Here is a 14,162-nt window from a genome sequence, read left to right as displayed (position 1 = left end):
GGGCAAGCGGCTGCGCCGCTGGCCTCGGGCAGCCGGCAAGCCGGCCGCGGGTCCGGGTTCTGGTCATGGCAGAGGAACCCTCGGGGCCCTCGCTGCGCTCGGTTCGCGGTGGTCGGCGCGGCGGCGAATGATGCCCGAGGGGCAGCCGGAATCGGCGAGTGGTGGTGTGCTTGCTCAGCGGTGGAGGACGGCAGCGTTGATGCGCTCGAGGGCGCGGTCGACCGGCGTCCAGGGGCGCACGATCTCGTCGACGGCCTCCTGGGTGAGCCCGATGCTCTCCATCTGCCAGGTGATGCAGAGACGCCCGTCCTCGAGGTACATCGGCCGACCATCGTCCCAGCTTGAGTAGATCCCGATCGCTCTCGTGGCATCTCGTGCTCGCATGCGGACGTCGGTCTCGACGACCTCTACGACCACCGCGCCGGGGGCGCACCAGGAGACGTCATGGCCGGCAAAGTCGGGGTCTTCCTCTACGGCTCCGATCGGCTGGATCCGGTAGAGGGTGCCACGGGAGGTCAGAGCGCCCGATGGTGTGATGACCTCGGTTTGGAATGCGTAGGCGCGGGCGAAGTCCTGGTTGGTGGAGAAGTAGACGCGATCGGTGCGGGAGACGATGCCGAGCTCAGGGCGATCGCGTGGCGTGTAGGCGATCGGTATGCGCGCTGCAGCTGCGTCGGTCGGGCTGAGCAGCTGGGATCCGACCTGGATCCCAGGGAACCCGCCGTGCCAGTAGGTCGGTTCGGTTGTCATGGTGTGGCGTTGCCGAGTTCTGCGGCCGCGGTGTTGGCGTTGCGGTTGCCGCTGATGAGCTCGAGGGTTCGCAGGCGTCCGAGAGCGTTGGCGAACCCGCCTCCGCTCGCGGTGTATCCGGCCCGCTCGGCGATCTCCTCGTTGGTCAGCGAGGCGGGCCATGCGTCGACGAGGGTGGAGAGGATGGCGCGTTCGGCTTTGCCGAGGCGGGAGAGCCAGTAATCCACGAGCTGCGGGCCGGTGGGGAGCGGATCGTATGAGCCGAGAGCGTCGACGCCTTCGGCGGTGATTTCGAGGGCGTCCCTACCGCCGACGATGCGGCCGGAGCTGCGTAGCTTCCCGAGGGCGTTGGCGAATCCGCCTCCCTTGCTGCTGTACCCGGTGAGGAGAGCGACCTGGGTGCTGCTTCGGGTGCCGTGGGTGGCGAGCGCGGTCAAGATGGCACGTTCGGCCTTCCCTAGCCCCGATGAGGTCGTGGTGGATTCCTGCGGGGTGCGGGGCGCAGCGGGAGGAGCAGAGGCTGCCGGAGCGGCGGGAGTCGGTGCCGGCGTCATCGTGGGGGCCACAGCTGAGCGAGCGGGTGCCGGCGCCGCGGCGGCTGTCTGGATCCGCTCGAGCTCGGTGGTGGCGTGGGCGATCTTCTCGCCGGCGTCGGTGAGGAGTCCCTGCGCGTGCTCGAGCAGTGCCTGGGCCCGGTCGAGACGCTCGCGATCGTCTTCGGTCAGCGTGGGCACTTCGACGCGGATCTCTACAGGGGTGGTCGTGGCAGTCGTGGACAGCTGCGCCCGCAGTCGCGAGATCTCCGCGCGCAGCGCGGCGGGGTTCTCGGCTGCGGCCTTCTCGATCGTGGCGGTGATCGCGGCGCCGAGCTCGTCCAGGTCGATCGCCGCGCGGGCCTCGGGGACGAGCCGGGCGACCTGGCCGACCTTGGGCGTTGCGGATGAGTCGAAGGTCTCACGCGCTCGGACGTCGACGAGCTCGAGGATCTCGAGCCAGGAGGGTGACCACACCCACGCCCGCCCGGTGGGGAGGCTGGCGAGGGTCTTCTTGACTTGTGCGGCCTGGTCCTGGTCGGCGTGGAGGCGCACCCACTCGTCGATCGCGGCGACGTCGCGCGGGCCGGTGAGCCCGTGGGCGATGAGGACTTCGATCTGGGTGAGCACGTCCTTGTTGAGCACGGCGGGACGCTGCGTGACGAGCGTCGTCCCCAGTCCGCGGGCGCGGCCGCGGCGGACGAAGTCTTCCATTGCTCCCAGCAGCGGAGCGCCCTCGGCTCGAGGGTTCTGTGGGGCGAGCTCGTCTGCCTCGTCGAACACGACGTGCAGGGGGCTGCGGTTTCGGTGGTAGAGCTCGGTCACGAAGGCGGTGAGGAATCGGCGGGCGGCGGCCTTGGAGAGCAGGGATGTGTCGATGACTGCGGAGATCCGCCGGTCGACGATGACTTCGGCGATGACGCGGCCGGAGCTCTCCTCGAGGGGCACGTCTGCGTGGGAGCCGCCGAAGACGACGACGGGCAGGCCTGGTCCGTCGCCGGAGCTGTTGGAGCGCAGTCCCCACCACACGCCGACCGTGTCGACGACGCAGACAGGAACGCCGAGCTTGACGAATTCCTCGACGATGACGCCGGCGGTGTTGGTCTTGCCCTTGCCGCGCCGGCCGAGGATCGCGATCGCCTCGGTGGCGAGGTCGACCGGAAGCGACAGGTCGGCTCCGAGGCGGATCGGAGTCGCGTCGACCAAAGGGTCGGTCGTGGATGCCGGCGCCGTCACGAGGGATCCCGGGTGGTCTTGCGGATGCTGGTGCGCGCCCGCTTCCGGTAGGACTTGATCGGCTTGCGGGGTGCGTCGTCGAGGAACGCCTTGCCGGCGCCACTGGCGAGCTTGGTGTTCCGCAGCTGCACGCGGTAGGGGTAGACGTCCTCGAGGATCTCGCTGCGGGCGGCGATTGCTGCCCAGTAGCTCGGGAAGGTGGAGATCTCGACGATCTGTCCGCCGGCGGCGAGTCGCCTGGTGGCGTCACGATCGCGGTCGGTTCGCGCCATCCGCAGGGTCTGTACGGGCATGTCTTTGATCTTGATCACGGCCAGATCCCACGGCTCGAGGTAGCCCTTGTACCCCCAGAGCGCCGTAGCGTTCTCGGGCTCCTCGGCGATCTTCTTCACGGCGCCGCGGGCGTAGACGAGATCCTTCCGCTCCTGGTCGAAGGCGCCCTGTGGGGGGCGGACGAGAGCGATGACGCGAGAGAACCGAGTCGGTGGGACGCCGTTGCGGATCCAACGGCGGATCGTGCCTTCTGAGACGCCGAGCGCCTGGGCGGCGGTACCCGCGTCGACGTGGCCGAGGCGGTTGTAGCTGCTGAGCGCTGCCGCCAACACCCGGCCGAGCTTGCGAGCGCCCCATGCGTCTTCGAGGGCCTGGACGTCCGCGCTCTCGGGCGTGAACCACAGCGGTGCCGTGGCATCCTCGGGCGGTGCGGTAGTGTCCATGATGCTCGAAGCCCAATCAGTGAATGTGACATTCACAGTCTAGCGGCGTGCCGGCGCTGCCGTCCATCACCGGGGCCTACTTCTTGGGCTTGCTGGCGCGACGCTCGGCGGCAGCGGCGACCGCGGCTTCGGTCGCTCCCTTGCGGTGCGTGGTGGCCTTCCGGGGCGCGCTCTCGGGGCGGTTGGCGTTCAGTCGAGAGGGAGCCTTGCTCTCTGCGATCCGCTGCGCGATGAAGGCGTCGGCCTCTTCCTTGATGAAGAGCGGGCTCCGCGAGGTCTCTGGGGCGACGGACTTGGGGAAGCCCTCTTTGCGCTGGCTGCCCTTCGCGGTCGCGTAGACCCGGACGGTCTGGGGTGTGACGTTGAGCTTCTCGGCGATGTAGGCGTAATCGACGAGCTCGGGCATGTTGGCCATCCGAGATAGTCCTTTCGTTCTGTGTCTGCTCGAGCCACGCCGGATAATAGCGTGACATTCACTTACGTCATGGTAGTCAGGCGGAGCGGCTCGAAGCCACCGGCGCGCCTGCTCCTGTGCGAGCTAAGCGACGTCGACGCCGCGGTGCCGGAGGACGTGGCCGACGAACTCGGATCCGGTCTGGGCGTAGAGGTCGCGCAGCGCCGGCGTGGAGACAGAGTCGCGGGGCGTGCGGGGAAGCTCGAGCTGGTCGAAGAGAGCGAGCTGCAGCTGACGTCGGCTGCGCAGATTGAGCTCGCGACCGAGCGCAGCGAATGCGTTCTCTGCGTGGGTGGTCGGGGCTGCGGTGGTGACGGTCATGGTGTGGATCCTTCGCCTGCTGGTCGGTTGTCGGTGGGGCGCGGTATGCGGGGCGACGCCGGTATCAGCGCCACTCGACGCCCTTGATGCCGTGGAACTGCCAGCCGTCGACGTAGCGGGAGTCGTATAGACCGGTGAGGAAGTCTGTGGCGCCGGCATCGCCGCCTCGAGTCCACGCCTCGTAGAGCTGCTGCTGCTCGAATGGTGACATGTCGAGGTTGCTGTAGCGCTCGGAGACGTACTTCTTGTCGTTGGGGTCGGATGAGGGGCCTTGCAGCGCGTTGACGCGGATGGTGCGGGGTCGGGTGGGTAGCTGGGCCTGGACGCGCTTGGCGAGCTGACCGCGGCCGCGCTGAGTGGTGACGGACTGGCGGACGCGCTTGGTGATCTCCTTCGAGATCTCGGCACGCGGGTTTGCCGCGCCTCGCGCCCAGCGCTGCACGGTGCGCTGGGAGACGCCGAGCTTGTCGGCGGCGAGCTTGGTGGCGATCGGGAAGCGGTCGCTCTTGCCGGGGAAAAGGAACTTGAGCATGGCGCGGGTGTCGGGGTGCTCGGCACCGTAGTCGGGGATCTTCTGTCCGGTGAGGCCCTCGAAGATCGCCTTCATCTGCCGGGCCTGGGCCTGCTTGCTTAGTGCCATCAGATCAACTCATCCAGGTGCTTCTTGCCCTTGTAGGAGCCCTCGCCCGTGAGGAACTGGGCGTGATGCTCGAGGGTGTCGGTTCCCTCGTACTTGTACTGGCCGAGCCCGCGGCCGAACCACTTGGGGTCGCCGGGCCAGGCGTCGGCAGCCTCGATCGTGTCGCTGGTGTAGACGACGGTGTCCTTCTCGATCGCGACCGGCCACCGGCCGGATGTCTCGGCGTTGCGGAGGACGCGGCGGATGATGTTGGCGCGGGACTTCGCGACGATCATGTCGTGGCGGTGCGGTGCCCAGACGGCGAGCGTGTCGTGGTCGCCGCGGAAGTCCAGCATGCCGATCGCCGCGGCGTACATGATCTTGAGCAGGTCGCGTGCGGCACGGTCGTCAGGATCGGCGGTGTCGAGGGCGGTGCGGGCGTCGCGGACGCGCTTGTACCAGGACTCGAAGACCTTGCCGTGCTGGTCCCACAGCCATGCCTCGTGGATCTCGACGTCGATGTCCATCTCGGCGGCGAGCTCGAGGGTGGGGGTGGTCACCCAGATCTGGGAGCCGATGAAGCCTTCGCGGACGATGCCGCTCGGAGCGAAGATGTTGGGAATCTGCCAGCTGCCGGACTCGGGCACGGTGATCAGCCAGTAGCCCGGCTTGTTCGTGGCCTTGGTGAACTGCAGCGGGCCGGCGTAGTGGGTGGGGGCGCCGATACCGACGTCGGTGCTGGCGGCGGCAAGGTAGGAGCCGCCACGGTCGAAGCCGTGTACCCACTGGTGCTCGAGCTCGGCGCCGACGAGGCGTCGCTGCCAGTTGTAGTCGCCCTCGGCCATCATCTGGTCCTTGATGGTGGTGGGCTTGTCCTGGGGGTAGTAGATCTCGTCGCGCTTGTCCCGGGGCAGCAGCGCGGTCATGAGCTTGGTGCCGGTGGTGCCGGCGCTGCTGCGGTAGGGGAACTTGAGTGCCGCGGTGAACTTCCCCAGTCGGCGAGCGATGGTGGCCGGGTCCGGGTCGCCGTCGAGGATCGTGCCGACGAAGGCGTAGTTCTGGGCGGCGAGGAGGGTGATGTGCGCTCCGACGCTGCGGTCATCCTCCCGCCAGACGTCGATGCTGCCGGCCATGGATCCGTCGCCGGTGAGCGTGAAGCCGGCCTCGGTCGCCTTCGTGATGAACGGGTGCCCCTTGGTGGCATCGCGCAGCATCTTGGGGAAGTCGGAGTCGGTGCCATCGGGCAGGGTGTCCAGCGGGAGGCCCAGAGCGAGGGCGGCGTCCGTGGTGAGGTAGATCTGGCCGCGCTCGGTCTTGCGAGCACCGTTGGTGCCCTGGTTGATGCGGGTGCCGAGGTTGATGTCGGTAGCGAGGCGGGCGAGCTGGCCGGCGTGCTCGAGCTGACCGTTGATGCGGATGAGCTCACCGTTGGAGAGCCAGAGCCCGTCCGTGTGCAGCACGCCCAGCGGAGCTCGGAAGGTCTCGTCGCGGGCGGCTGCCGGTGCGGGCGTTGTCGCGGCGCTGTTGCTTCCCACGGGTGCGGTGGCAGCAGGAGCCGGCGCCGCCGGTGCGGGTGCGGTCGGTGCGGCCGCGGGGTCTTCTACCGGGATCTCGGGTGCGTCAGGGTTGGGGAAGTCGGTGGGGCCTTCGTCGTCGAACAGTGCCGGGAAGCCGCCCTCGGGTGCGTCTCCCCCATCACGGCCCTCGTCGACGGGACCGTTGTCGTCCGGGTTCTGGCCAAGCAGAGCCCACAGCGGGATGTCCCACACGCGCTGCTGCATGGTGCGCCCGATGCGGCGGTTGACGCTGCGCTTACCGGCGGCGTCGGTGACGAGCCAGCCGTGCGACTGCAGTGAGGAGGCAAGAGAGACCTTCGTCTCGCTGAATGCCTCGTCGGCACGCTGCGACATCTGGTTGGCGACGCTGATGACGGTGGTTGGAAGCAGGTAGAGGCGATCGCCGTTGATGATGCCGATGCGCTGTCCGTTGGGGCGCCACTGGGGGTGCATGCCGGTGGACTGGTCGACCCAGCCGAGGGCTGCGGCGTCGTCGGGGACCGCCCCGTCGATGCCCGACAGGTGGGCGTTGCCGTTGGCGATCGCCTCGCGCAGGTACTCCATGAGCTGCTCGGCGGGATCCGAGGCCGAGGAGTCCTGCAGGCTGATCGCTTCGGCGATCCCGTCGCGGGCCCAGCTGTAGAAGTCCTTGGCTTCGTCGGCGGTGATGACGTCGAGGTCGCGGAGCATCATCAGCATGATCACGATGCCGCGGTCGAGGGTGACGGCGGACTGCACGAGGCGATCGTGGAGACCGTTGTGACCGCTCTGGCGGGGGATGCGGTTGCGCCAGTAGGTCTGCGTGCACAGGCGGTGGTCGACGTCCTCTTCGGCCTGGGTGAAGTCCTCGACGAGCTGGTCGCGCCGTCCGGCGACCCACTGCACGAGGGCGGCACCGATCGTTGCGCGGGCGTAGCGGTTGTGGCGTGACTCGAGGCGTCCGAAGATCTCACCGCCGTCCTTGACGGTGGCCGGGTCTAGGGGCAGGTTGACGATGCGCGAGTCCGCGGATCCCTGAGCGGAGAGTTCGCCGGACGTGATGATGCTGGCGACGATCGGGCGGTCTGCCTCGGCTCCCCCGCGCTGCTTGCCGCGCAGGCGCCCGATGCCGTTGAACACGGTGCGGCCGAGAGCGCTGATGCGCCGGATGGCGCCCTTCGCGTCGCCGTCCGGGGCGAAGTCGTCGACGATGACGGGCATGTGGCTGATCGAGCTCAGAGTGCGCTGCAGGCCGATCGTCGTGGCACCGCCGGCGGCACCGGAGATCAGGCCCTTGGTCATGTAGGTCAGGTTGGGGGCGAAGTACTGCACGGCGAGACGGCTGTGCGAGCTCTTGTACGACGCGAACCCGCCCACCAGGTGCAGGATGATCGGTCCCGGCATCACCGGAGCGGTCCAGGCGTGGCCGAGCAGCGGGGCGACGACGCGAGCGGGAAGCTCAGACTCGCGCAGCGAGATCGTGCCGTCGATCCATGCCTGGCGGAGAGCGTCGCGGTCGGTGGTCGGCTCGGGCATGGCGTAGATCTCGGAGGTCTTCTCGACATCGACCTCGACGTCGACGGCGCCGCCCTTGGCGATCGCGCCGGCGGCGTGCACGAAGTACGGCCCAGTCTCGGCGTCACGCCACCCGACCGTGGTGTGCACGATGCTGTGGTCACTCGGCGGCGAGATCGAGCTCATCGCGTCCCAGGCCTGGTCGCGGCCGCGGCGGCTCTGCGACTCGAGGAATCCCGGCCACGGCAGAGCGGTCGACCACGAGCCGTCACGGATCTGGTCTTCCGTGTACTTGAGGGTCTTCGTCTCGGTCTTGATCTGACCGGTCTCGGGGTCGCGCACCGGGTAGCCGCGCTCGTTGAGAACCCACCGGAAGAACTGGATGACATACAGATGCGGGGGGCGTGCGATCTCGGAGTCGGTGCCGTCGTCCTCGATCGCGACGCTCTGCACCTGAGCCCAGCCGCGCATGACCCTGTAGTACTTCTCGGTGAAGCCCTGGCCGTCGTCGGCGGGAACGTACTTCACGAGCACCGTCTGACCGTTGACGACGGCGTAGTCGGTGCCGTGAATGTGGGGGCGCTTCTCCGGGCGCTGCTCCTCGTCGCCGTTGCCGAAGAACACGCCGCCGCCTCCACCGCCGGCGCCGGGGTTGATGGGAGGAGCGGGGGTGGTCTCGACGACCTCGGCGGGTTCGGTGGTGTCGACGTCGGGGCGCAGCAGGGTGAGAGCGCTGGCGACGGCCTGCGGGACGTCGAGTCCGGCGGTGATGTACGTGTCGCGGGCGATGCGGGCGCCCTCGGCGAGTAGCGCCTTGTACTCGGTGAGGGCGTCGCGGCCGCGGGGAGCGAGGGGGGCGTCGTCGAGATCGGGGTCGATCGCCTTCACTCGCTCGAGGCGGTTGAGGGACTCGCGAGCCCACGCCTCGGCGTGCTGCTCGGATGTGCCGCGGTCCTGCTGGGTCTGCTCGAGCTGCGCGGTCGCTTCCTTGAGGCAGACGGCGATGCTGGTACGGCCGTTGACGAGCTTGTCGGCCTCGGACGCTGCGACCAGGGCGCGGGCGTCGTCGACGGAGATCTCGACGAGGCTGTCGACGGTGCCGCCGGCATCCATGTGGTCGGTGAAGTCCGCCTTGCGGTCGTCGAGGTTCGGCAGCAGGATCCGGGCGGGGATTCCGAGCTCTGCCAGCTGCGCGCCGACCGCAGCTGCGCGCTGCGCGCCGGCGGCGTCGTTGTCTACGACGAGGTTGACGCGGCTGCCGCGGAACTGCTCGAGCAGCTCGGCGGGGAACGCCGTGGCGCCGCCGGCGTTGGTGGTCGCGGCCAGGCCTTCGTCGATGGCGCTGTCGGCATCCTTCTCCCCCTCAAGCAGCCAGACGTCGGCGCCGGCGGCGACCGCGGCGCGGATGGCTGCGAGGTTGTAGAGCAGGGGGGCGAAGGTGGCCGGCTTGCGCTTGACCCAGCGTCCGTTGGCGCCGCGGTAGCTCTGCGTGAATCGCTTGTGCCGCTTCCCGTCGACGGTGGTCTCTTCGCGGTGTACTCGCTGCTGGACGACGCCGTTGTCGTCGACGTACTCGTAGACCTTGACCTGGGTCCAGGTGGCACCGGTCAGGTCGGGTGTCGCCGGGGCGAGCTCGTCCTGGGTGAGTCGCGGCGGGAGGGAGGGGCGCTTCGGTCGGGGGGTGTTCGTCCGGGAGCGGCGATCGGCCGGGAGCGGAGCGTCGAACAGGTCGCTGACTGTGAGACCGAGAGCACCGCACACGTCGTGGAGGTTGAACGCCTCACCGCACCCGAAGCAGTGCATCATCACCTTGCCGGCGACGGAGTCGTACCGGACGCTCAGCGAGGGTTGGGCATCCCCGTGCACCGGGCACAGAGCCTTGAACTGATTGCCGCGGCGGGCGGGCTTCCAGCCGCCCCGGTCGAGGGCCTCCCAGACACGGTCGAGCGAGGTCATAACCGTCGTCGCCGGCGTGTACTCGAGCGTCATCGCTGCAGCACACCTCCCCGGCGCGCGCAGCGGAGCCTAGCGTGTGCGGCAGATCGCCGTGCACCAACGCTAGACATCCGCAATAAAGCGGCTACAATCATGCTCATACCCGGATTCTGAATAAGGGTTTCGCGATACGAGGTCTCTTGCCGGAGACCAAGACTCAGCACACTTCACCCCCGCAGGTTTGCCGACCAGCGGGGGTCGTGCTTTTTATGCCGACTTAGGCATGTCAAGCATGTCCAACTCCTGTTCTGTCGCTCGAGCGGCGCGTTCGCGCTCTGCCTTGTCGAGTTCGTCCTTGACGTAGTCGGGGATTTCGAGCCCGGCTTGCTGGGAGACAGCCAGCGCGAGCCAGCTGCTGAGGTTGAGTCCGGCGTCCTTGGCGATGCGCTCGAGGATCGGGTCGTAGTCCTTCGGATACCGCACAGTCCTGACGGCTCGAGGGCCGTATGAACGGCGTCCCGGCTTGTTCGCTGATGCTGGCATGTCCCCGTTCTAGCATGAAGCTGATTCAGAATCACGGATTGCGTCCGTGTGCTGGGCGTGTCGGTCTTATCTCCCATGCCAGGTATAGGCCCACCCACCGACGCTTCGCGGACATGCGGTCCCGAGAAAAGTTTGGGATGCCGCTGTTACACCTTCGGGCTCCTCGCGCGCGTACGCATGTGCGATGTGCCCCTTTGAAAAGGTGTAACAGGTGGTGCGGTCCCGAAAAAACCCAGATCAACCATCCAAAATGGCTCACCACCTTTGAAATCGAAGGTGGTGGGCACACAAGAAAATCCCAGGTCAGACGCTGTTACATCTTTTCGCAAAGGTGGTGAGATTTGCGTCTGAGGTAGGGCAAAAGTGTTACGTACCGGCCAGGTGTAGCGGGAGGCAGACGTGATCAGCTGGCTCGGATGTGTCGAAGGCGTGGCCGACGCGCGCGCCACGGCGGTGCGTTGGCGGGCCAGGTTCGGGCTTGGCTGCTTGTGGGTGCGGCGTGTCGAGCTATCCGAGGATGCTCTTGGAGATCCGCCAGACGCGGACGGATCGACCCTCGATGCGCATGGGGATGGTGCCGGTGTCGGTGGTGAGAAGGCGTGTGCGGCGCAGGGCGCCCGCGATGGCTCGGATGCTCAGGGTCTCGTTGCCGTGGGCTGCTCTGATGAACGAGAGTGCCTCTGCGGGGCGCAGGTAGATGTGGTGCTCGTCGATGCGCCCGATGGGCCACCCAGCTGTCTCGTTGGGGGCCTGCGTGAGTTGGCCACCGAGCTCGAGCAGATACCGGAGGGCAGAGCGGACGGCCCAGGTGATCTGATCGTCCGGGTGGAGCCAGGTTGTGGCGGGTGTGGCCGGGATCTCGAGGGAGAGCGCGCGGAGAATCTCGTCGCCGGCGTACAGGGCGGCGCCGAGTCGGCGTAGGTTGTCCAGCTCGCGGTGCCCGGCGATGCTGAGTGCTCTGTCGTCCACGTCGACGTCGCCGGCTTGCTGGTGGAGGTAGCTGGCGACGTATCGTCGGCCGGCGATCGCGGGCTCGCTGGAAACGGCTTTGAGCACGCGAAGGCTTCGCGGCCGCGCTGGAAGTTCGATCGTGATGATCCGGCTGGCGCTGAGCTCACTGATCGGCTGGTCACCGGTGGCCACGAAGATCGACGGCTCGTGCAGGCGCGAGTGGAAGGCCGCGTAGGTCTCCCCCTCGAGCTGGTCGAACATGCCCGGGCGAGCTCGTGAGCTCGCGGGTGCTGCGTCGTCGACGATGAGGGGCGCGCCGGGCTGCACAGCTTGCTTGATGCCGCTCACTGATGCTCGGGCGATCGGGGGTCGAGGGAGCTCGCCAGCCAGATCCCCGATCGCGCGGGCGAGGGTGCTCTTCCCGGAGCGAGGGCCACCGATGATGAAGACGGGGACGGGAAGCGATGCGATGTGAGAGAACGCGATCGCCCGCAGGAGTCGGTCGACGTGATGGGGGAACGCTTCGCGCAGCGGGTCGATCCCTGCGGCCCAGGCGCTTCGTGCGTGGGCCGCAGGGATGATGTCGCTGGCTGGGGTGCTCATGATCCGGTGTCGCTGTCGGTGCGGATGACGATGAGCTCGTGGCCCTCGGGGATCTGCGCGTAGAGCTGCTCGCGTGCCTGCTCGTAGGTGTCGGCCTCGACGGTGATGCGTTCCGTCGCGGTGCTGCGGATGGTTCCGATGAGGCGCATGTGCGGACCTTAGTGGTGGGGTGCGACGTCAGCTGGCCTGCAGGTGCCGCTCCACGTACTCGTCGAGGGCGGCACGGACGACGTCGGAGTCGTGCTTCATGCCCAGCTGGGCGCGGAGTCGGTCGACGTCCTGTTTGCGGTTCGCGGTGACGCGCACGCGCAGCGTCGGCGAGGATCCTGCTCCGGCTGCAGCGCCGCCGACGCGCGGCCGGCCTCCGACTGCGCGCTGGACGGCCTTGGCGTTGCCCAGCGCTCCGAGGAGCAGCTGCTGCCCGACCGCGGCCGCGTCGGCGCCGTGAGCGCTCTCCCCCGGCGTCGACGTTCCGGTGGGTTGTTCCTCGAGCGCTGCGAGGGCCGCGTAGCGCTCCTGGTCCTTCTTGCTGAGGGTCATCCGATCTCCTCCTCCATCTGCTGGCGGTAGTAGCTGCCGAGCGGCATGACGTGGTAGACCACGAAATCCCCGCTGGGCTTGAGTTCAATGAGCACTTCGATCAGCCGATCGGTTTGTGCGTGTTGGGGGCCGACGAAGACCCGTCGCTTGTTGCGGGAGTCGCCGTCGTTGACCTTGACTCGTTCGCTCGTGTAGATCGCGTTCTGCATGGCGTACAGCGCGTCGCCATGAGGGATCGAGTGCTTGTCCGCTGACTTCGGCCACTCGATTCCCATATCGGTATTGTGCCACAAAACAATGTGCGAGGCGAGCGGCCTGTGGATGATCCTGGATGCTGTCGGGGGCGCGGCGGGATAGCGTCTGCGGATGGACGACGACCTGGTCGCTGGGGCGCAGCCGTCCTGCTGTGGTGTCGTGATGCGGGACCGCCCGGGCGGCTACGGATGCCCTGTCTGCGGTTGTGTGGTGCGGCTCCCCGCGGTCGCTACTCCCCCGGCTTTCGCCGGCGCGAGCATCCATGGCGGGTAGGGGCGTGCTCGTTGAGCTCAGCCGATCGGCTGGATCAGTGTGGGGTCTCTGGGGTCGGCGGTGCGGCTGTTGTTGACGCGCCGGTCGACCCCATGGGTGCGTATCGTCGCGGCGATCGCGCTCGAGCTGGCGTCGAGTTCGTCGAGCAGCTCGAGGCGGTTGCTCTTGGACGCGGCCGCGTCTCCGTCGACGGTGAGCGAGGAGGGGTTGAGCCAGTCGTCCCATAGGTCGCGTGTGAGGAACGCCGGCATCCGGTCGTGAATTTCGCCGGAGGCGTCGCGGGCCTCTCGGGTCACGACGACGAATACCCGTCGACGATCGCCGTCGATCTCGGTTGTCCAGGTCAGGCCGGCGGCGGCGAGGAGTGCGTCATCCTCGGAGTGGATGAAGTGCGGCTGCTTGTCGCCCTTCTCGCCCGTCCACTCGTAGTAGCCGATCATGGGCACGATGCAGCGGGCGTTGGAGAACGCTCCGACCCAGAATCCGGTGGGGAGCTTCTCGATGCGGGCGTTGATGATCGGCGCCCCCTTGGGTCGATTCGGGGGCTTCGGCCAGTCCCAGCGCGCCAGGGTGACCTCTCGCTCGATGGTTCCCTCGGTGTCTTGCCACTCGCGGACGATCGGCGCATTGACGGTGGGCGCGATCGAGTAGGCGGGGCGCCAGTCCTGCGGCCGGCCACCCTGTGCGACGAACTCCGCCACCAGCTGGTCGGTCTTGTCGGTGGAGAGCAGTATTTCGGGAGGCAGTATTCGCACCACGGCTTGGTGGGCTCCATGTTGACCAGGTGATGATCGTGTCCGCCGGTTACGCCTGCTCGGGCAATGCTCGGATCGCCCGTTCGATCTGGGACGTGGTTGGTGCCCCAGCGAACCCGTTCTCCGTTGTGTAGACGCGGCACGCAAGTGCCTGTACAGGAGATGTCGGGAATAGGTCGACGCCGTCGGCCAGGAGCGTGGGCGATCCTCCGAACCCGAGGCTTGCCGCTTCGGCCTCGGTGTGGATCGTCACCAGCTCGACGGCGACGCCCCCGAGCCCGAGAGCGTCGAGCGCCGCGCGTGCGTTGGCTTCGGCGATGTCCGTGTTGGGGTGGGCCGCCCCCTTCATTCGGTCCGGTCGCTGTGCGAGTCGTCGGTTTCCAGTTGATGGGTGCATTGCCGAGCGTAGTCGACCGGTGCGAGGTATCCGAGCGATGAGTGCCGGCGGTCATGGTTGTACTCGGTCTTCCAGTCGCCGATCACGACCTGGGCGTGCAGCAGCGAGTAGAAGCTGTTGATGTTCAGGCACTCGTCGCGGAGCCTGCTGTTGAACGACTCGACGTACCCGTTGTGCCAGGGCGAGCCGGGCGGAATGTAGGACAGGCCGGTGCGGGTGCCGGCCCAGTCG

General features: G+C 67.9%; 14 protein-coding genes. All 14 read right to left on the bottom strand.

Annotation, left to right across the window (positions count from 1 at the left end):
- Positions 1–174 precede the first annotated feature (174 nt).
- Complete coding sequence (locus A4X16_RS12590; protein WP_067121064.1) at positions 175–750, bottom strand: hypothetical protein; 576 nt, start codon at positions 748–750, stop codon at positions 175–177.
- Complete coding sequence (locus A4X16_RS12585) at positions 747–2,519, bottom strand: ATP-binding protein (protein WP_131494134.1); 1,773 nt, start codon at positions 2,517–2,519, stop codon at positions 747–749. Before A4X16_RS12585 ends, A4X16_RS12590 begins: the two co-directional genes overlap by 4 nt.
- Positions 2,516–3,235 carry a hypothetical protein gene (locus tag A4X16_RS12580; RefSeq protein WP_067121060.1) on the bottom strand — a complete coding sequence of 240 codons (720 nt, stop codon included), beginning with the start codon at positions 3,233–3,235 and terminating at the stop codon, positions 2,516–2,518. The genes A4X16_RS12585 and A4X16_RS12580 overlap by 4 nt, the downstream gene beginning before the upstream one ends.
- Before the next feature lie 76 nt (positions 3,236–3,311).
- The gene (locus A4X16_RS12575) at positions 3,312–3,650 is read right to left on the bottom strand and encodes a hypothetical protein (protein ID WP_067121058.1); all 339 of its coding nucleotides are present in this window, start codon (positions 3,648–3,650) and stop codon (positions 3,312–3,314) included.
- A gap of 123 nt (positions 3,651–3,773) precedes the next feature.
- Positions 3,774–4,010: a hypothetical protein gene (locus A4X16_RS12570; protein ID WP_067121056.1), complete on the bottom strand. Its 237-nt coding sequence runs from the start codon at positions 4,008–4,010 to the stop codon at positions 3,774–3,776.
- Positions 4,011–4,074: 64 nt separating this feature from the next.
- A complete protein-coding gene (locus tag A4X16_RS12565; RefSeq protein ID WP_131494136.1) occupies positions 4,075–4,650 on the bottom strand; it encodes a helix-turn-helix domain-containing protein in 576 nt (191 codons plus the stop codon).
- Positions 4,650–9,668 (bottom strand): CHC2 zinc finger domain-containing protein, encoded by a 5,019-nt coding sequence (locus A4X16_RS12560; protein WP_067121053.1) that lies wholly within the window; start codon positions 9,666–9,668, stop codon positions 4,650–4,652. The genes A4X16_RS12565 and A4X16_RS12560 overlap by 1 nt, the downstream gene beginning before the upstream one ends.
- Positions 9,669–9,881: 213 nt before the next feature.
- Entirely contained in the window at positions 9,882–10,157 is a 276-nt protein-coding gene (locus tag A4X16_RS12555) for a hypothetical protein (RefSeq protein WP_131494138.1), read from the bottom strand.
- 507 nt (positions 10,158–10,664) lie between these two features.
- A complete protein-coding gene (locus A4X16_RS12550; RefSeq protein WP_067121049.1) occupies positions 10,665–11,711 on the bottom strand; it encodes a hypothetical protein in 1,047 nt (348 codons plus the stop codon).
- Positions 11,708–11,860, bottom strand: a complete 153-nt coding sequence (locus A4X16_RS18110; protein WP_165875498.1) for a hypothetical protein — start codon at positions 11,858–11,860, stop codon at positions 11,708–11,710. Before A4X16_RS18110 ends, A4X16_RS12550 begins: the two co-directional genes overlap by 4 nt.
- 28 nt (positions 11,861–11,888) lie before the next feature.
- Positions 11,889–12,251: a hypothetical protein gene (locus tag A4X16_RS12545; protein WP_067121047.1), complete on the bottom strand. Its 363-nt coding sequence runs from the start codon at positions 12,249–12,251 to the stop codon at positions 11,889–11,891.
- Positions 12,248–12,526 carry a hypothetical protein gene (locus A4X16_RS12540; protein WP_067121045.1) on the bottom strand — a complete coding sequence of 93 codons (279 nt, stop codon included), beginning with the start codon at positions 12,524–12,526 and terminating at the stop codon, positions 12,248–12,250. The genes A4X16_RS12545 and A4X16_RS12540 overlap by 4 nt, the downstream gene beginning before the upstream one ends.
- 270 nt (positions 12,527–12,796) lie before the next feature.
- The gene (locus A4X16_RS12535; protein ID WP_231880361.1) at positions 12,797–13,534 is read right to left on the bottom strand and encodes an SOS response-associated peptidase; all 738 of its coding nucleotides are present in this window, start codon (positions 13,532–13,534) and stop codon (positions 12,797–12,799) included.
- Positions 13,535–13,879: 345 nt separating this feature from the next.
- On the bottom strand, positions 13,880–14,162 hold a 283-nt coding region (locus tag A4X16_RS12525; RefSeq protein WP_157560184.1), incomplete at its 5' end, for an integrase core domain-containing protein.

It is taken from the genome of Microbacterium sp. H83 (genome assembly GCF_001650405.1).
Lineage (GTDB): Bacteria > Actinomycetota > Actinomycetes > Actinomycetales > Microbacteriaceae > Microbacterium.
Note: the sequence above shows the minus strand (reverse complement) of the source record. Positions and strands in the feature narration are given on the sequence as shown.